14 protein-coding genes are annotated in these 19152 nt (G+C 65.6%); 3 read left to right on the forward strand and 11 right to left on the reverse strand.

What is annotated here, in order from left to right; genetic code table 11:
- Positions 1-59: 59 nt before the first annotated feature.
- The 8 genes from KGD83_RS12140 to KGD83_RS12175 form a co-directional block, all read right to left on the reverse strand.
- On the reverse strand, positions 60-671 hold the full coding sequence (locus KGD83_RS12140) for a DUF6879 family protein (protein ID WP_212643863.1): 612 nt from the start codon (positions 669-671) through the stop codon (positions 60-62).
- Positions 664-933 (reverse strand): hypothetical protein, encoded by a 270-nt coding sequence (locus KGD83_RS12145; protein WP_212644391.1) that lies wholly within the window; start codon positions 931-933, stop codon positions 664-666. Before KGD83_RS12145 ends, KGD83_RS12140 begins: the two co-directional genes overlap by 8 nt.
- Before the next feature lie 375 nt (positions 934-1308).
- Positions 1309-2331, reverse strand: coding sequence for a hypothetical protein (locus tag KGD83_RS12150; protein WP_212643864.1), 1023 nt, complete (start codon positions 2329-2331; stop codon positions 1309-1311).
- A gap of 59 nt (positions 2332-2390) precedes the next feature.
- Entirely contained in the window at positions 2391-3902 is a 1512-nt protein-coding gene (locus KGD83_RS12155) for a DUF6177 family protein (protein ID WP_212643865.1), read from the reverse strand.
- 44 nt (positions 3903-3946) lie between these two features.
- Positions 3947-4306, reverse strand: a complete 360-nt coding sequence (locus tag KGD83_RS12160) for an immunity protein YezG family protein (RefSeq protein WP_249352296.1) — start codon at positions 4304-4306, stop codon at positions 3947-3949.
- Positions 4307-4787: 481 nt separating this feature from the next.
- Positions 4788-5429, reverse strand: coding sequence for a hypothetical protein (locus KGD83_RS12165; protein WP_212643867.1), 642 nt, complete (start codon positions 5427-5429; stop codon positions 4788-4790).
- A gap of 17 nt (positions 5430-5446) precedes the next feature.
- A complete protein-coding gene (locus KGD83_RS12170) occupies positions 5447-7951 on the reverse strand; it encodes a hypothetical protein (protein WP_212643868.1) in 2505 nt (834 codons plus the stop codon).
- Between the two features lie 125 nt (positions 7952-8076).
- Positions 8077-8430 carry a DUF6507 family protein gene (locus KGD83_RS12175; protein ID WP_212643869.1) on the reverse strand — a complete coding sequence of 118 codons (354 nt, stop codon included), beginning with the start codon at positions 8428-8430 and terminating at the stop codon, positions 8077-8079.
- Between the two features lie 661 nt (positions 8431-9091).
- Here KGD83_RS12175 and KGD83_RS12180 point away from each other — a divergent pair.
- Together KGD83_RS12180 and KGD83_RS12185 are read left to right on the forward strand one after the other, a co-directional pair.
- Positions 9092-9322 (forward strand): hypothetical protein, encoded by a 231-nt coding sequence (locus KGD83_RS12180; RefSeq protein ID WP_212644651.1) that lies wholly within the window; start codon positions 9092-9094, stop codon positions 9320-9322.
- 453 nt (positions 9323-9775) lie between these two features.
- Positions 9776-11596 (forward strand): BCCT family transporter, encoded by a 1821-nt coding sequence (locus KGD83_RS12185; RefSeq protein ID WP_212643870.1) that lies wholly within the window; start codon positions 9776-9778, stop codon positions 11594-11596.
- A 127-nt stretch (positions 11597-11723) separates the two neighbouring features.
- Here the strand turns inward: KGD83_RS12185 and KGD83_RS12190 are convergent, their stop codons facing one another.
- From KGD83_RS12190 to KGD83_RS12195, 3 genes are all read right to left on the reverse strand, one after another.
- Positions 11724-12098 carry a hypothetical protein gene (locus tag KGD83_RS12190; protein WP_212643871.1) on the reverse strand — a complete coding sequence of 125 codons (375 nt, stop codon included), beginning with the start codon at positions 12096-12098 and terminating at the stop codon, positions 11724-11726.
- A 210-nt stretch (positions 12099-12308) separates the two neighbouring features.
- Positions 12309-12788 (reverse strand): DUF7008 domain-containing protein, encoded by a 480-nt coding sequence (locus KGD83_RS29235; RefSeq protein ID WP_394358107.1) that lies wholly within the window; start codon positions 12786-12788, stop codon positions 12309-12311.
- A complete protein-coding gene (locus KGD83_RS12195) occupies positions 12737-15052 on the reverse strand; it encodes an AAA family ATPase (RefSeq protein WP_212643872.1) in 2316 nt (771 codons plus the stop codon). Before KGD83_RS12195 ends, KGD83_RS29235 begins: the two co-directional genes overlap by 52 nt.
- 444 nt (positions 15053-15496) lie before the next feature.
- Between KGD83_RS12195 and KGD83_RS12200 the strand changes: the two genes are divergently transcribed.
- Positions 15497-19114 (forward strand): competence protein CoiA family protein, encoded by a 3618-nt coding sequence (locus KGD83_RS12200; protein WP_212643873.1) that lies wholly within the window; start codon positions 15497-15499, stop codon positions 19112-19114.
- Positions 19115-19152 lie beyond the last annotated feature (38 nt).

Genomic DNA, 19152 nt, shown 5'->3' on the forward strand with positions numbered 1-19152 from the left:
GCGACCGTGTGCTCTCGGACGGTTCCTTCTCCGGTTCCCCGCCCTGTCGGGGCGTGCCTTTATCGGACACCGGCGATGTCCGCCCCGCCCACCTCGCGGACGAAGTAGTCCTCCAGGGCCTCGGCGGCCGCGTGGAGGGCCGCTATCTCCGACCTGCACCGCGCGGTGACGTCGGGGTCGGCGAATCGGACCGCCCCTCGGAGCACGCCCTGCTCGTCGTAGAGGATCTTGTAGGTCACCTCGTCGCCGAGGGTGACGATCTCCGGAACGGGACGGTCCCGCTCGAAGGACGCGAGCCGTTCGGGAGAAACGACGCGGATGTCCTCGCCGCACTGGGCCCGGACCCGCAGGGAGTGCAGTTCCCAGAGCAGGTAGACGGGGAAGGGCTTCTCCACGACCCGGACCCGGCGGACACCGCACCCCGCCTGGGCGAGACGGGTGAATTCCTTCCGAAGAGCGGGGCGGTTGTCCTCCAACAGGCGCAGGGACTCGTCCCGGCGCCCGTCGATAAAGGCCAGCCAACTCCTGCTTTCCGGTTGATGGAACTCCTGTTGCCGTTCGAGCTTGTAGACGTCGGTGTTCCTGAGCGACCCGAAACGGTTCCTGAAGTCACTGGAGTAGTCGGTGAGCGCCAGGTGATCTCCGGTAAGGGAGTCGATGGTGTCAAGCATCGGGAATATCCGATTTCGCTGAGATCAGTGTGGAACGGGGGATGACGATGAGTCGCTCGTCCTCCGCGATAGCGGCCCCGTTCGGGAGCCGATGGGCATAGGTCCGCGTCAGGTCACGGCCGATCACCGCGATGTCGCCGTTGGAGAGTTCCCAGATGTCGGGGCAGCCGTCGACGTGGTCGGTGTTGCCCAGCTCCGCCGGTGATCTGCCCAGTCTCCGTGCCATGTCCGCAGCGGGATCCGCTTCCCAGGGGCGTGTCATCGTGAGCCCTTCCACGCACTGTTCGGGGGGTGTACGTGCGCCTGACGAAAATAACACGAAAGCACGTATTCCCTGGGTGATGATCGTGTCGCCCACGGACACTATCGTCTTTCCTCGCCAGGTGTGCCGTGTTCCTTCGAATCCATCCCGGATTGCCGTGTCGCCTGAAGGGCAGGTCAGGGGATGTGTGGTGCCGAGGGTGGTTTTTCGTCTTCTGATGTAGCGGTGAGACTGTTTCTCAGCTTTTGCTGAAGTGGAATGTGGATTGTCCGCATCCGGTCATGGGGCGGGAGGGAGACAAGGGTATTTGGTCCCTGAATTTCCCGTTCGCGGGTAACCTATGGCGGATTCGCATACGAGGTGCGCACGGTCCCGTCACGGCGCGGGGTCGACGTCGAGCACGTGGACTCCCTCGGCTGAGGAGACCACGATCGTGCCGTCGGAGGTGACCAGGAGGTCGTGTACCTGTGGCGGCACCGACCAGGGGATGACGGCCTTCTCCGGGGTGTCCGTGTCCAGGAACAGATGACACAACCGTCCTGGAGGCTCCTGTGAGTAGCCCCGGCCCTGGACGAGGACGGCGACCGGACGGCCGCCCCATTCGGTCACCCGCGACACCAGGACCCACGGGTCGTTCGGGAACACCGGTTCCAGGTCGGGCAGGGTGACGATGTTCCCGGACTCGGCGAGGTAGGTGCGCCCGGCCGCGTGAGCGATCTCGACGTCCCGGCCATCGGGAACCCCGCTGTGCAGACACACCTTTCCCACCCAGGAGCCGTCGTCCGCCCGCTGCACGTAGACGAAGCACTTGTCGACGACGCTGAAGTCCTCGGCCCCGAACTCGACGACCTCCTCTGTGGTGGCCCAAGCCAGGTAGCCGTGCCGAAGAGTGAGCCGCTCACTGATCTCCCGGTAGCGGTAGTGTTCGCAGGCCATGCCGAGGATCGGTTCGCTGGTGCCCAGGTCCACCGCCGTCACCGAACGGTGGTAGAGCCCCTCATCGTCCTCGTGTAGGAAGAGCAGGTCACGGCCTCCGCAGCGGCCCAGAGCCAGGGCACACACCTCATAGAAGCGTTCGTCCGTGTAGGTGCGAGGCAGAGCGAAGGTCTTCAGCACGGACCCGTCGCGTACGTCGGCGATCGTCAGGACCTTGGGAGCGACGAACGCCAGGACCGGTTCGGGTCCGAGCCTGGGAAGGTCGACCAGTTGGACGGGAGAGCGGAAGGAGTGTACGGGTCCCAGGGGGCGGCGGCTCGGCAGGTCGAAGGCGGCCGCGAGGAAGCTGTCGTGCGGGAGGCCGGGGTCGGAGTCGTCGTCCACAACGACCAGCAAGGTGTCCCGGACCAGTTGAAGGCGTGCCCCGTGCCAGTCCTCGCCCAGCAGAAGTGTCTCTCGCATCGGGTCTCCTCCGTCGGTTCCGGTTCCCCGGCATCGTAGAGCTCTCTGAGGGGCTCCGGTCAGTCGGCGGCCGCGGGCATCCGGAACCTGACTACCGGGACGGTGTCCGTGTCCGCTTCCTCGCCTTGTCCCGGTGACTGTCGTCCGGCGTCCCTGTCGGGGTTCACATGGGCCAGGAGTGCGCCGAAGCCAGCCCAGCCCCCGCCGTCGTGGTCACCGCCACCGGTGAGGTCGTACCAGACGGCCGGAGTCATCGGCGGACCGACCGGGACGGCGCGCACGGGTGCGTCCAGGGCGCGGTCGGCTCCCAGGGAAGCGACGGTCTCCACCCCCAGGGCCAGGCCCACCGGTGTCAGCCCGCCCGCCCGGTAGGGGCCCCGGGCCAGGTCCGCGCGGCCTCGGCGGCGGCGCACCTCCATCACGTGCAGTACGCCCCACTCGGTCAGCTCCCGCACGATCGGTACCAGGGCTGACAGGTCCGGCTCCTGCTCCGGCGGATGGTTCACCGTGAGCGTGACGGTCTCGCGGACGCCTTCCCGGGTCCGGCGTACCCGCAGAGTGCCGCAGAAGGCGCGTGCGCCCTCCGGGCGCACTGACGCGGGCGGGCCGGCGAACACCAGCCACGAGGGACGGGGAGACCGGTCCCGGCACAGACCTGTGAGGGAGCTGGTCTCCCATGCCAGGGTGGCGGGTTCGGTGGGGCCGAACAGGGAGGGCACGGCTCCGGCCAGGGTCTCGGTGAGAAGCTCGACCGTCTGGCCCAGGACCAGGTTCGGATCGGCCGGGTGGTCGGCTTTGAGGGTGACCTGGAGTTGGTGGTCGGTCTCCTCCGGGGCCGGTTCGGTCCGCAGCGGGGAGTCGGCCACCGGGGTGCCGGGCGGGTCGGCGATCAGACCGTAGCGCTCGTCCCAGTGCAGCGGGCGGCCGGAGAACCCGTCGCGGAACCCGTCGCCGACGGCCACCGCCCAGCGGGCCAGGGGCGCGGTCAGCAGGGTCGCCAGCGGTTCGGTGAGGCGCGAGTCCGGGGGCGTGACTAGCTGAAGGGCGCGGCCCTGGCGCGCTTGCGCGGCCAGGGCGTCGGCCAGCCAGACCGAGACCGGAACGACGGGCCGGTCCTCGACCACGACGGCGGCCTCCTCGGTGAGCGCGGCGACCACCGGATGCCCGGTGTCCCGGACGGGCAGCCCGTCGAGCTGCGGCAGGTGTTGCTCCGGCTGCCACACCAGCCCGCCGTACCACTCGACCAGGGTGTCGGCGAAGCGGCGCATCGCCTGCCGGGTGGTCGGGTCCGCCAGACCCGCCTCGGTGGTACGGGCCTCCACCCACCAGGGCTGCGCGGGCAGGGTGTCGGGAAGCGCGGTGTCCAGGAGTCGTTCGGCCTCGGCCGACACCGTGAGCCGCTGGGCGGCGTGCATCGCCGCGACCAGCTGCCCCGCCTCGTCGCGCAGCTGGACGAGCGCCCCGTCGGCAACCAGGCGCACACGTAGTGACGGCCCTGCCGCGGCAAGGGCGCGTGTCAGCCCGGGGATGCCCGGCGGGTGCTCCAGGAGGGCGACCAGAGTACGGCTCACGGAAAGGGACTCCTTGAAGAACGGGTGCAGGGGCGTGACTGGTCCTACCCGGTGGCTCTGCCTTCGGCTTCTTCGCGCAGTTTCTCGTGGAGCCAGCCGGGGATGTTTTCCTCGTCGCGAGGGAAGTACTTCAGGTCGTTGGTGAAGCCCCAGGCCGTCGGGAAGAGGATGTGGGGGTCCTCGTCGTAGTTGTAGCGGACCTTGAATTTACCTGGGCGGGTGATGACGTACTCAAGGGAGAACCAGGTTCCCTTGCCGTCCTTGTACATCCCGGAACGGAGGTCATCGAACAGGGTTTCCACTGTAACAGGAGGCCATTTTCGAACACTTTCTCCGCTCGCGAGTTCGATGACGGACAAGCTGCTTGAGTGGTCGATTACTGATGCCCTGGAGTAGATGATCATTTCCCACCCTTCGGGGGCTTCTTTGAGGATTTCTGTTCCAGCCTCCTTGAGGATATCCTGCTGTCGTTCGTGGTTCAGGTGTCCGCGCTTAAAAAATCTACTGACCAACTTGCTTGGTTCTGTTTAAATTTTGGAGAGGTGGGAGTTTAGGGCAGGGTGAATTTCTCTGTGGCAGCAGGCTGGGGGGTGTCAATGTGTCTGAGGGCACCCCTTCTAGAGTCAAAGGCGAATTATCGCGTCGAAATAGGCGCCCTCGTCCCTGATTCTCGGTTTTCCGGTGCTGTATCTCTCGGAAGTACCGAAGAACGTGGATCCGCCGGATTTGATCTCCGCGCCCATGATCTCCTCGGTTTCCTTAAGAGCGTAGGACAGGTGTGGGGAGTTCTTTGTATGGACCTCGGGGCGGGGGTATCCTGGAGAAGCACGCTGAGAAGAAGAGGTGTACTATTCTCACTGCTTTCCGGGTTTTTCTGTTCCTAGGTCAGAGTTGTCCGACTGCGTCGAACCCTTTACCGTTCTCGTTCGGTGGGTCTATCCTAATTCCGTATTGTTCAGGAGTTGCGAAGTATGTAGGCTCGTCCGGGATGGTTTCGGTTCCCAAACGTTCTTCAATCTCCTTCAGAACTGCTGAAAGCCGGGGTGCGTTCCTGCGGTAGATCTCCGGATGGGCGTTTCCAGAGAAGTCATACCAGGACCAGATGTCGTGTCGTACGCCGAGGCTCACATCAATGTCCTCGGGCGTCACGAACAAGGTGACTTCGATGAGCCCGTGGTCCCGATGCTCCTCTCCTTCTGTGTCAACCCAGTACCCTGGTCCAGAGAGCACCAATTTTTTGGGTTCGGCATCCGTGTACCTGATGGGTTGGCTTGCCAGGATCCGGTTGACAAGTTCTGCGGCGTCGGCCTTGTCCCCTTCGCTGTTGCTGATTACCGACCGGATTCCGATGAATCCGTGCCCCTTGCGAAGCCAATGGACATCGATTTGTTTCAGGTCCATCATCTTGTGTTCCTGAAGGACCTCAGAGATGAGGATCGCCGTTTCGGCAACTCGGCCGAGGTGGAGATCATCATCCATTCCGAGTTCCCACGACCATGAGGCTGATGTTCCCGGGATGCTGAGCAATATTGTCATTTTTCCTACTATGGATATATCTGGGCACCTGGTGGATACGTCACTACGCCATCCTCGAAGTATATTCGATAGGAGATTCCATGGTCCCGATGCCAGCTTTTCATTGATCTCAGGGTTTCGCTGGGGAGATATTCCACGGACCCTGGGGATTCAATGATGCCGATTTTGTTCGTACCCCGCGCCATGTCTCCCGTCAGCTGCTGACTGACGCGCTTGATGTTGTTCCTCACTGCATTTGGTCCACTTACCTGCTTGATCTGGTAAGAGTAGTAGTCATTCCTTTTATCGGCTGTGATCTGAACGTCAACGTCGTTGAATTTGCTTGTGTTTTCTTTCTCTGGAAAGAGGATCCTTTCGGATGGTATGTGGTCGCGGGTTATTAGGTCGTCCGCGAACCTGATCTCGGCTCCTGCTGTTCTCACGTTCTGGTGGTTGTTGTTGCCGAAAACAGACAGGAATTCCCTGTAGCCTTGAGCGTTGTTCAGTCGACCGGACGCGATGATGTCACCGACTTGACCACCCATCGAGTCCTCCTGGTCGGCGAGGCGCTCCATGATGCGGTCCGCGACATGGCTGTTCACGCGGACCTCGGAAAGCTGGTCTCTGACGTCCTGATCTCCTGGTTCCATGTTTCGGCCGGTCTCCTCACGTGTGGGGAAACCCGCCTCTCTCCCAGGTTCCATGACCGCATAGTCCTCAGGGACATCGGACTCTTCACCGTCGCCTCCGCCGGTACCTGTGCCGTCTCGGGGCGGTTCGTCGCTGCTTCCTGAGCCACCACCGTCGGGCGTCGGGGGCGCTTGCTCCTCACCAGTGCCGTTTTCCTGGGGACCTCGCTCATTCTGCCCATCTTCACTGTGGTTAGAACCGCCGTTGGCGCTGTCCGTCGCACCGGAGTCATCGACGGTGAAACCGTCCCCGCTGATGGGGCCGGAGACCGGAGCCGTGGGACTCTCCTGCCCCGAGGAGGAACCGTCGTCGACCGGGGAGGTAGCCCAGGGATCATGGGAGGTGTCGGCGCCGCTGTTCGCGGTGCCGTCATGCAGTTCCCGGGCGGTCGGATCGTTGGTCTCCCTTGGCACATCGGCTTCGCCCCCTACCGGAGAACCCTCGCTACTCGGGGCCGTTCCGTTCCCGCTCGGGGAAGAAACGTCTCCCACAGGAGCGGCGGGGGCCTCCGGTGCCGGGGACGGTGCCGGAGCGGGTGGACCTGACGGTGTCCCTTCAGGACTCGGAGCTCCGCCGGACTGGCTCTCCAGACCGGACAGGGACTCGTGCATCCCGCCGATAGCGCTGCCCGGGTCGGACTGGCCCCCGGTGGGAGCGCTGGTGGCCATGCCCACGGTGTCGGTGCCGCGGAGTCCGTTACCAGTGCCGTCCACACTGTGGGTGCCGCGGCCGCCGTCAGGGGAGTCGTTACCGTCGGGCCCCGATCCCGACCCGGACCCCGACCCCAGGTCGGGGCCGTCGAGGAACACCCTCCCCCAGCCCAGGGGAGAAGCCATGAGCGCGATGTTCCCGGCTCCGTTCACGATGGTGTACTCGGGCCGGTGGTCCCACTCACTCACCGGAACGATGGCGTCGCCGTACGCCTGCCACGCCTCCTTCGCGTTGTCGTACTGCGCGTCCAGGCTGTCCGGCGCGATCCACTCGCCCTGTCCGTCCGAGCCCGCCAGCGCCCAGAAACTGTTCTTAGCCTCCTCCCAATTGGTGAGGAGGTTCTGGCCGTGCTCGGTACCGAAGGGGTAGACGAACTGGCCGTCCCGGTACAGCCCGGTGGTGACCCCCAGTCCGACCGCCATACCGATGGCGATGTCGCCCACACTCCAGAACACGTTCTCCAATGCGCCGGGTGGCTCGTCCACCGCGGAACCCCACGGGTTGGCCTGGTCCACGGGGGCCGAGGCCGTCCCGTACACCTGCCAGGTGCGGTCACCACCGGTGGAGGTCTGGTCGTGCCCGGCCTTGTCGCTGTGGCCGGTGAAGAAGGTACCGCCGTAGTGCTGGCCGATTGCGTTGGCGCAGGCGCGTTCGGCCTCCTGGTACTCGTGGACGGCCGCGGCGACCCGGTTGTTCAGGTCGTTGTTGCGCTCGCGCTCGTCCTCGTCCTCCAGCCACTCCCTGTCCCAGCCCACGTCGGCCCGAAAGGCCTCGGCCTCCGCCTTGAGGCCGGTCAGGCGTGACTTGAGTTCGCGTGCGGTCTCGGCGAAGGTCTCCAGCGCGCTGGCGGCGTCCCTGACGCCGGTCGCGACGGCGGATCCGTCGGAGGAGACCGGGTCCAGGATGCTGAGCAGGGTGTCGGCCTCCGGCGCCACGTAGACGCCGGTGAGGGAGGCCCAGGTGGAGGTGATGCCCTCACCGGACTCCTCGATGGCCTCGCCGACGGCGCGCAGTCGGCCGACGGCCTCTTCGAGTGCGTCGGGGTCGACGTTGGGGATGGGGACCAGGCCGGGGACGATCCCGCCGTCGCCGGCGGGTGCGCACGACTCTGTGGAGAAGGAGGTGAATTCCATGGGGCCTTCGGGGATGGGGCAGGGCAGAGAGCCGGAGGGGGCATCAGGGGGGAGGAAAGGGGCACGTTGACCACGGCGCCTTGCCCGGCGCACCGGTGGGCCCGGGGAGCATCCGTACGCGAGGGTCAGTGCGGCTGGATCTCGGGAGGCTCGGGCACCGTTCCGGCGTTGGCCTGGGCGTTCTCGGCCATCTCCAGGTTGCCGTTCGCGTAGTGCATCGTGGCCTCGCCCGCGCCCCCGGTGGCGCTCGCGCTCAGGGTGATCATCTCCCCGACGACGCCGAGGAAGTGCGTGCCGAACTCCCCGAGCGCGATGCTGATGGGGATGCTCGAAGCCGCGGAGTTCACCTCCTCCAGGCGCGTGCCGAGGTCGGTGTACTCGCCGGACAGCCCGGTGGTGCCCTCCTCGTCACCGATGAGACCGGAGACGTTGCTCAGGACTCCGTTGACCTCGGACACCTGGATGTTCCACGCGGACATGTGGGGGCTCCTTCTCCGTCGGGGGCGGTGGAGGGCGATGGCGGACCGCATGTCTGGTGGCCGCGCACTCACCGAGAGTTCCACAGGGGTGGGACGTTTCCCCACCTTCTGCGTGGTTTCGGAAGGCCAGGTCGGTGTGGCGTGGATATGCGTGTATGTGCAGGTGAAGACGAAGAATGACCAGGGAAGCACGAGGAGGGGTGTGGGCCCCGGGTGGCGCACGTCACTTTCCAGGGTGCGTGGTGGAGGAGCTTCTCCCGGGAGTAAGCGCAGGTCACGCATGTGCGCATTGGCGATGGGGATATGGCCGGATGCGGTCATCGAGGTCCTGGGCTCCGGGGCCCGAGGGCGGCATCGGTGTCCCAGGCCGCCCCGTAGGGCTGAACACACTTGCCGGTGTCTGTTCCAGTCCGGGCCGGAGACCGACACCCCTGGTGCTCCAGGGAATCGCCGACGAACTTCCCGGGGACGTCGAGGAGGTGTTCGCCCGCCACGGGGTGCGGCTCTTCCCCGACTCCGTCGACGACCTCGACATCCACTGCACCTGGCCGGACCGGGGCATCCCTGCAAACACGGCGCCGCGGTCCTGTACACGTGGGCTTCGGCGCTCGACGACGCCCCGCTGCTGCTCTTCGCGTGGCTGGGAAGGGCCGAGGACGAGGTGATCGCCGCCCTGGACGCCTCGGGGAGCGGGAGCGGGCCGGGCGGAGAACTGGGAGTGGAGGTGGCGCCGTTGGCCGATCACGTCGCTGACTTCTGGACCGTGGGAGAGCCCGTGCGTCTGGCCCCGCCCCGTTCCTTCGACCCGCTCGCGCACTGGGAGGGTTCCACCCCGGGCGTCGCCTCCCGGCTGGCGCCCGTGTACGAGCGGATCGGCCGTACGACGGGTTGATCGTGTCGCTCCTGACGGGCGGCCGGGCGTGCCCTCGCGCGGGGCGGCGTTCGCCGTGGTCGATGAACGCGCACAACGGATGGAGGCCGTAGGTCTTCTTCCAGGTTGGGGCCGCCATCTCCTTGTCGGAGTGGGCGGTGACGAGGGTGGCGTCCCGGTCTCCCTCTCCGTCCTGCCCGGAGTCACGCCGTCCGGAAAGCCGGGCGGGGTCGACGTGGGCCAACGCGGGTTCGTAGGCCCTGGTGCGGCTCGGTGTGAAGGTGTGCTGCCCGTGGTCGAGGGTAGCCCGGGGAACGAGAGGCGATGGGGAGTGAAGTCAGGCAGTCCTTCTCCGGACGAGGGTGGCGACATGACTTCCCGGATAGAAGCAAGACGTGGGCGTGAACAGTACGCTCACAGGGTCGCCTGGCCACGGCCCCGGTAAGCCAGCGTCCAGTTCGAGGAGTCGATTACGTGCTGATCCGTCTACACGACGCCCTGCGGCTGCGTACCTCGCCGCCGGTATTCTTCGGCGCGGCCGCGGTGGTCATCGTGTTCGTGCTTGTCACCATCATCTTCACCGAGCCGCTGGATACAGCCGTCACCGTCGCCTCGGACTGGCTGTACGCCAACCTGGGCTGGTTCTACATTCTCGGCCTCACCTTGTTTCTGGTTTTTCTGGTTTATGTTGCCGCCAGCCGATTCGGGCGGGTGAAGCTGGGCCCCGACGACGAAGAGCCCGAGCACTCCGGTCCGGCTTGGTTCGCCATGCTCTTCGCCGCTGGCATCGGTAGCATCCTGATGTTCTGGGGCGTGGCCGAACCCATCAGTCATTTCGGTGATCCGCCGCGGGGACCATCACTGGGCGTGGATCCGGAGACAGCGGCTGCTGCCGCGGACGCGATGAACTTCACGCTCTATCATTTCACCCTGCACACCTGGGCGATCTTCACCCTGCCAGCGCTGTGCTTCGCCTACTTCATCCACAAGCGGAACCTTCCTCCGCGTGTCAGCTCAATCTTCCAGCCGATTCTCGGTGAGGGGATCCACGGGCCGATCGGTAAGTTCATCGACATCGTCGCCATCGTCGGCACGGTCTTTGGCGTCGCGGTCTCCCTCGGACTGGGTGCTCTGCAGATCAACAGCGGAGTCAACCGTGTGTTCGGCATCCCGGAGAACGCCGTGTGGCAACTGGTCATCATCGGCGTCGTCGGCGGGGCCGCGATGATCTCCGTCGCGTTGGGTCTGGACCGCGGCATCAAACGCCTGTCCAATATAAACATTTGGATGGCCGTGGGTCTGCTGGTGTTCATCCTGCTGACCGGTTCCACTCTCTTCGTGCTCCAGGGCACCATCGAAGCGCTGGGCCGTTACATAGTGAATCTGCCGGAACTGGCCTTGTGGAACGACACCTTCGCCGACACCGGTTGGCAGTCCAACTGGACGGTGTTCTATTGGGCCTGGACGATCAGCTGGTCACCGTTCGTGGGCATCTTCATCGCCCGGATCTCCAAAGGCCGAACCATCCGTCAGTTCATCACCGGAGTACTCCTCATTCCGTCCGGTTTCTCGGTGCTGTGGTTCGGCATCTTCGGGTTCTCCGCTTTCGACATCGAGCTCAACGGTGAGGGCGGCCTGGTCGAAAGTGTCGTGGAGCAGCAGGACATCCCCGGGGCGCTGTTCACGTTCTTGGAGCACTACCCCGCCACTCCCTTCACCTCGGTGCTCGTCATCATCCTGGTGGTGGTCTTCTTCATCACCTCGGTGGATTCCGCGGCTCTGGTGACCGACACGATGGCCAACGGCCATGAGGACTTCAACCCGTTGGGGCAGCGCATCTTCTGGGCCGTCGCCATCGCCGTGGTAACCGCCACTCTGCTGGTGTTCTCCGGAACCGGCGGTCTGGGAGCGCTCGAGAAGATCGTCGTCCTCGTCGGCCTGCCGTTCTTCGTGATGGGATACTTCCAGATGTACGCGGTGTATCGAGCTCTTCGGGAAGACGCCGGAGAACTGCCGGCGATGCGGACACGCAAGTGGAAGAAGGTCCTGCCCCCGGAAGAGTACGAACGCCGCCAGGACGAGGATGAACACGACGTCTCAGAAGTCGTCGTTCAGCCCGAAGCCATCGACGAACCGCCCGTGATGCGTGACCCCTACGTCGACCGGGGCCGGGCGACCGGAGCCCCCGGCACACTCTCGGCACGGACCGGTTCGACAAGGCGCCCCGGCCAGCAGCTGAACCGACCGGATCGGCCGCCGCAGGCCGGAGGCCAGGACCGGAAGGACTCTGATTGAGAGCGGTCGGCGGTAGGGGCGCTGCGGTGGCCGAGCACATGCGTACCGAGTTGGTGGACGACGAGTCGGCCCTGCGAGTAGCTTCGCTCCTGGACGAGGACGGCGACCGGACGGCCGTCCCACTCGGTCATCCGCGACATCCTCGTCCACGGGTCCTCCGGGAAGAGCCCGGCTCCAGGTCGGGCAGGGTGATGATGTCTCCGGCCTCGGCGAGGTAGGTGTGCCCGGCCGCGTGAGTGATCTCGACGTCCCGGTCCTCGGGGACCCCGCTGTGGAGGCGGGTCTTCCCCACCCAGGAGCCGTCATCCGCCTGTTGTACGTAGATGAAGGACTTGTCGACGACGGTGAGTTCGTCGGGATGGACTTCGACGACCTCCTCGGTGGTGGGCCATGCCAGGTAGCCGTGGCGTAGGGTGAGGCGCTCGCTGATCTCCCGGTATCGGTAGTGCTCGTAGGTCATCCCGGGGACCGGCTCGCCGGTGGCCAGGTCCGTCGCCGACACCCGGCGATCGTCGGTTTCGGCTCCCCAGCACAGTAGTGCTCTTCCCCCACCCGGCCCGGGTCGGGCGGGGCCGTAGGGCGAAGCCCGGGGCGGCCTCGGAGTGGGCGGGAACCAGCCCCACCCGAGCCGCCGGCCCGGCCGAGAACCGTCATCGGGCCGGGTGTACCGGCTGCGCCGCCACCGGACAGGCGACGGCGCGCACGGGGACGATCAGCTCCCGGTCCGCTTGGGCGGACGCCCACGGCGAGGGGGAGCCGGCCTCCAATCGGTGACATCGCCCTCGGTGAGCCCCAGCCGGTTCAGGTAGTCCGCGAACCTCCTCCCCAGCTCGGCACCGTCTCCGTGCGCACGGCGCGGGCCGATCCCCGCCCCCACACGGTCGACCCACGGCAGTACCTCGGCCAGGCCCGCGAGTAGCGGGACCACGGTCTCCGTGGGGGCTTGGGGCGGTGCCAGGTTCCGTTCGACGATGTCCACCAACGCCCAGGCACGGTCACGCGCGTCCCACCCGGCCCACCCGAGCATGCTGGTGGGGGCCCGCGCATCACGCAGGTCATCGGCTACCTGGGCTGGCCGGGGGTGATCCCCGAGCAGATCCAGGGCCGGGTCCGCTCTGCCGGGTTCTCCTGAGCGGGGTCCTACGGTGAGGTGAGCCGATCCATCCGGTCGGTGATGTCCAATCGGTGGCACATGCCCTCGAAATGGTCTCTGTCGACGTCGCGGATCAGGGTGAGCACGTCGGAGAGCGTGTCCCGGGCAGCCAGGTCGAGGATGGGCTTGCTCGCCATGTCCGCGTCGCGATGGGAGCTGCCGTGGACGAAGCTGGTCAGCCGCTTGGCCAGTACGGGATTGCTCTTGAGCACGTGCCTGATGGCTCCCGTGAGGTCGGTGGCCTGCTTGGGTGCCTTGAACTGGAGAAAGTGCTCCAGCACTTTGCGGGCGTCGTTGGCGGCCGACGTGAGCAGTCGGAGGTCGGCGCCCACGGACGTGTCGTCGAGGGCGTCCAAGAGGTTGTGCGCGACGTTGTGGAAGACCAGCAGGTACTCGGTCTCCAGAATGACGGATTCGCGGCTGTTCTTGGGATCCACCGGAATCAGGCTCGGTGAGCGTCCAGTCCCACTGGAGTCACCGACGGACCGCATCAGGTGGAAGGTGACCGAGTGGTTGTTGCTCTTGAGATCCTTGTTCCAGTGCCGCAGGAAGGAGGTGTTGTGGGTGAGGACGAAGAGCTGTCGGCACATCCCTCCCTCCGGGTCCAGGTTGCCGATCAGCATGGAGTAGATACCGAACATGAGCTGTTCGTCCAGGCTGGAGACGGGGTCATCCACCACGACGATGGAACGGCTCAGGTCCCCCTCCTTCTCCCTCAGGCTCTGGAGGAAGTAGATCAGCGCGATCGCGGTCTTCTCGCCCTCGCTGAGGTGGCGCGCGGGCTGATCGTGACGCAGAACCTGGTAGCGATCGTCGCGGTACTCGAAGGTCAGATCCGAACGTCGCAGCAGACTACGGATGTCCCCGTTCAGCTTGCTGAGGAAATACTCGGGATCACGTTCCTTCTGGGGTCCTTCGCGTAGAACGGCCTGATGTCCCTTCAGTTCCTCCGAGAGGTCGCTGATCTCCTTCGCCAGTGAGCCCTCCTCGTTCTGGTAGTCCCGGTACGGGCCCACGAGGTCGCGCAGCATGCGCTGGAACTCGCGCTCCGCGGCCTGTTCACGGTCGGCCTCCAGTGTCTGCGTGCGCTGGTTGTGCTCTTCGATGATCTGGTTCATCTCGGCGGTGTCGACGGCCACGCGTTCGATGGTGGAGGGCGGTGGATCAAGCGGGGTGAACATCGCTCCCTTCTTTCGCCGCAGTAGGTCGGCGAGACCTTCCAGACCGTTCTGAAACGTATCGATCGAGCTCGCGACCCTCTTGGCTGTCTGCTCGTAGTCCCCGCGCAGGTCCTCGAAGAACTCCGTCCGCCGAGGCAGGTCGTGGGAGAACCGTGAGGCCTGCTCCCGGAGCAGGCTTGTCTTCGCGAGAGCGCGATCGAGGTCCGCCAGAAGCCGTGTGTACCCTTCGTCGAAGTGGTGCGCCAGCCGCCTCCGGCGATCATCGTCGAGCTCGCCCTCGCAGAACAGGCAGGTGTCGAGTCCCTCATGCAGTTCCAGGCCCTCACGAACCCAGAATTCGTGCCGGGAACGGTCCCTGAGCGTTCCGATCACCTCGGAAGTCACGGTGCGTGTCACCAGGGCACCGACTTCGGAGCAGAGACCGTCGAGGGACAGTTCGGTGGAGCTGACCGGGCTGATCCGCTCCTGGGAGGCACCACCGAGCAGGGTCCGGTCCTGACCGAAGGTGTCCTCAAGGTCTCGCCAGGGGGTCAGCGGCTGCTCCAGGGCCTTCTTGACGTGGCTCTTGTTGAAGTGCCGCGGGAAGCGGCTGCTCACAGCGCTGAGCTGTTTGGCGACCCGGCCTCCCAGGTCGGTGCAGAGCTTCTCCCGCTTGCTCTCGACCGAACGCCGCTTCTTCCTCAGGGATTTCAGTTCGGGTGTCAGGCGCTCGATCTCGGCCTGGGCCGCGTCCCTGCGCTCCTTCTGCTCGACTTTGAGCTCACCCAGGTACAGCAGTGCGGGTGCGTCCGGGCCAGTTGTCTCGTCGTCATTGGCGTCGAAGCGCAGATTACGCCGAACGTACTCGGCGTTGAAGAGCCGCACGTTGTCCCAGATCCAGTGCCCGGGGCCGTCGATTGTGTCGGTCTCCTTCGGGTCGTCACCCGGCTGGATCACGGCCTTCATGCCGTGTGACCATTGCTTATCTTTGGGGACACCGCTGAGTAGTTCCGCGAAGGTGCTCTTTCCCGTGCCGTTGGGGGCGTAGATCAGGTTGAGCCTCGCGAAGACGTTGACGTTGTCGTGCGGCCTCCAGTTCTGGTAGCAGCGGAAGTCCTTGACATGGGTGATGCGCTTGATCAATGAGGTGTCCTAGCAAGGCGCGGTTGCCGGGGAGTCCCACCATGCCAGAGATTCCGTTGTGGTGCGTGCGTTTTTCGTAGTGAATGACATCAATGCGCGGACCCGTGAGAGCAAGGAGTGAGTGATGTTCATGTCGCTGAATGCTGTCGAACAGGCGATCGAATTTCTGCTCTGGGGTCAGTTTCTTATCGCTGGGTGCGCGTGCCCCGGCACCGAAGGGCGAGCCCGTGCTGCGGAGAGCCAGAGCGATCCCTGGATGGAGTACGTTTCGTTGCCATGATGTTCCCTACGGGGGCTTTTCCATTCTGGCTCCAGGGCGGTAAGGATAGTCACCTTGTTGCGATTCCTGCGGCTCGGGTGCTGACTTTCTGGGTGGCATCGGGAGCGGTGGGGTGGAGGAGGGGCAGGGGCGCGGTGCGGGCAGGCCAGAGCGACACACGCAAGGTGCAGACCGCTGTGGTGGGAGGGGCGCGCTCCCAGGAGGCCACGCAGATGCCGGAAGGACGGCAGGAGGCGCTGCGCTACCAGAGTAGGTACGTCGGAAACAGCTTCTGGTGCGGCTACTGGCTCGGTGGATGCGGCAAGCGGTTGACCACACGGGTCGGCCAGGAGCGCATCCCCCACTTCGCGCACATCCCCGACGCCGTCAAACCACACAGGTGCCATCGCCAGCACACCGACGGTGACAGCGCCGACCACCTCTACATCGTGCGTGACCTGAGGCGCTGGCTGTCCACGCAACAGGGTGTGGCCGCGCGCAAGGCCGTGCTGACCGGTGACTTCGAGGCGGGCGGAACCTGTCGGGAGGCGGTGATCGACACCGTTTCCGGAGAAGGCCGTATCACGGTCCACTTTCAGACTCCGGGCAAGTCGAAGCCCCACACACCGAACCACCTGACCTGGCACACCCGGTTGTACGGATCCAAGGTCTCAGGTGACCGGGTGGTGGTCCAGGACCGGGGATACGGTCTGGTCCTCAGACTCAGCGCCAGCGGGAGCGGTGGGAGCAGATACCGCACGGAGGTCGGCACCCTCCGAGGCAAGAGGACGACATGGGTCAACCTCGAGAAGTGTGTTCTCACCAAATGGGGGCTCACCACACCGGACATGCCCAAGGCCGGAGTGAGGAAGTCCGCGCCCGATCCGGAACTCAAACCCGAACCCGCACCCGAGGCACCGCCGCTCACCCGGTTGCCCCTGGACGTGGAACAGATCATCGTGCGTCCCCGATCCAGGGGCACCATCGTGGAGAAGACGACCGCTCCACCCGGCCATTCCTTTCTCCTTCCCGTCGACGTCGAGGTCCCTTTGGAGGGGGGCACCCGCGAAGCGGCCCTGTGGTTTCCCGACCGGGTGGGCACGCTGAAGAAGGGCGCCCCTCACCGGCTCGTACCTCCCGCGTGGATCGAGGTGGACAAGAAGACGGACGCCCGGTGGCACCTGTGTGGGCAAGGGCTCACCCGGCTGGAAGAGCCCGACCCACCGAAACGGGAACCCGCCAGACCTCCCAAAGCGAGCGTCAAGCAGCCCGACGCTGCCGAGTACCAAGATTCACAACCGCTGGAGAAACCGCAGAAAAAGCTTGATGATCAACCATCGCAGCCCGACCCGGAAACGCTTCGGAACCTGCTGGCGTCGCTCTCCGACCTCGTCGACCGGTTGACTCCGGAGAAGCGGACCGCGGAGAGCGAAGACTCTCCTCGGCAGTGGCCGCTCCTCGCCTTGGCCGAGGTGGGATCCGCGTCCGATTCCTCGGAGACGCACGATGGTCTGGTCTACGCCTTGGAGCTTCTTGAGAGCCTCGGGGAGCGATGGCTCGCCGTGTGCCTCGCGGACGTGTTCACGCGCCGTTACTTCCCCGCGAGCGAGAAAGCCGAGCGTAAGTGGAGCGCCGAGGCCCGTAAACGGGTGCTCGCCACGATGGTCGCCCGGCCGGAGGTACGGCAACAGCCCGCACGGAGCGATGACCGGGAGACCGCACGTCTGCTCCTGTGTGCTCTGGGGGTGCTCGCCCTGCGGGGGCAGGAGACAGAACTGCGTTCCCTGGTGGAGCGTGCCTGCGGTGAACTTCTCGACGCGCTGCGGTGGCAACAGATCGGGTGGAAGGATTTCGTCTCCGAACGGTTGGGGAAGGACCACCACACGATCAGTTGCGGCAAGTTCCGTGACAAGCCACTGGTGTTCCGGGCAGTGGTCAGGGACGACCGGGGTCGTGCGGCGGAGGGGCAGGCGCAGACGAAGAAGAGCGCGATCACCGTGGCCGCCCAGAACTTCGCCAAGGAACATCTGCTGCACAGCTATGACTGGTGGCCGCCGACCGGCGCCGCACACAGGCCGGAGGAAGCCGACGCGCCATCCCCAACTCCAGGTGAGGTTCCGGACCACCACCAGAGTCAGGCACTGGAGAGGCTCCGATCCCTGGGCCTGCCGGAACGCGGTGCGGAACGGGTCCTCCAGGGGATCGGCGACAAGCTGGACAGCCTGACACGGTCGGACGGGGTGTTCCAGACGGACACCTGCTTCCACTACGCGGTTGTGCTGGGGGAATTGCTGCGTACGCACACCCACGCCGTTGAGGTCTTCGGGCGGACCACAGCCCTCAGCCGGGAGGAGGACCGTGCGCCTGACCCCCTGGAGAAGAGGACGTGGCACGCCATGGTGCGTGAATGCTTTGGGAAAGGCCTGTCCGCTGGAAATCTCCGGCAGATAAAACCCCTGCTCACGGCGCGTCTGGTGGACTCCTGGGTGGAGACCGGTCGCCAGGGCAGGATGGAGGTCGTCAACGTCGTTGCGGAGAGCTCGAAGCCCGTGCCGTTGCGGCCGGACGAACCCTCCCGAGAGCGCCCGGGTACGAGGACGACGACCGAAACCGACTTCTCCCAGTTGTGCGCCATGCTCGGTCTCACGTACAGCGTCAAGGCCACGCGCATGAGTGGCACCCCCCAGAACTGGCAGACCTACTTGCTGCTTCGACACCCGGTGCTGGGTGAGGCGGAGGGGCCGCGAGTCCCTGGTGCGTCAAGTACTGATGTCGACAGCGCTATCACCGGTGTGACGGAGATCCTGGACCGGATCGGAGAGCCGGTGGAGTGGGACCTCACCCCTGACCAGATTCCACCCGCTCGGTTGCTGCTCGGTCTACAGTTCGGGGTCGTTCCCCTGACATCCGGTCAGGAGCGTGCTGACTGCCTGGAACAGGGATACCTGGGCGCGGGCCTGCTGCGCACTGGAAACACCGAAGGGTTCCGCGTCTGGGCGCGGCAGGCGGAACAGCTTTGCGGGGAGCCCGATGAGAGGCGGCTCGGGGCTCTGGCGGCCTACTACAGAGAGGCTGCGCGGAAGGAAGAGGCCGCAACACCCCGGGCTCTGAGCAGGGTGTGTGCTCGGTTGGCTCTCGGCTTGGACCAGGCCGCCATGACGCCGGAGTCCAAGGTTCTGCCGAACGACACGGGTGAGCTGGTCGAGGGTCTCGTTCAGATCGCCAGGATCCTCCGGAGCATCAAGGAGATGAAGGCGTACTCCGGGGTCCTGGATGTGGCGCAGCGGCTTCCAGGGGTGTCCGAGACGTGGGTGCGCTTCGGTCCGCCCGCTCGTCCGAGCGGGTACGGCAAGCCCGAGGTGACCGTCGCCCTGCGTGAAGCCCAGGGGCTCGCCTTCCTCGTGTGGGCCCTGGGCAGGTCGGAGGACGGCCGTCCCGCTGGGATCGACATCCGACAGGAGCCTGGCGGGACGAGGGTCACCATGACCAGGGTGCCCGACCGCTTCCGGGCTCCTTCACGGGCCATGATCGACATGGTGTTGGACTTGGTGCCCTCTCTCCGGCTGGACGTGAGCGCCAGCAAACGCATGGCGAAGGTCGCCCCCGGACTCCTTCGCGGCGGCTTGGCCCAGCTCGGGGTGGACGCCTGGCAGGTGTCCGGGTACCCGGTCGCGCAGATGGGGTGGTTGGCGAACAGGCTGGAGCGTCTGCTGGCCTGGAAGGCCGGGGCCTACCGCACTCGGGCGCCCTTCGACTCGGAGGGGTGGCGCGAGGTCCGCAACGTTCTCGCCGAGATCACGTAGGGGTTGTTGGCGGACAGCGGTCGGTGCCCTCAGGGAGG

Source organism: Nocardiopsis akebiae, from assembly GCF_018316795.1.
In the GTDB taxonomy this organism is placed as follows: Bacteria; Actinomycetota; Actinomycetes; order Streptosporangiales; family Streptosporangiaceae; genus Nocardiopsis; species Nocardiopsis dassonvillei.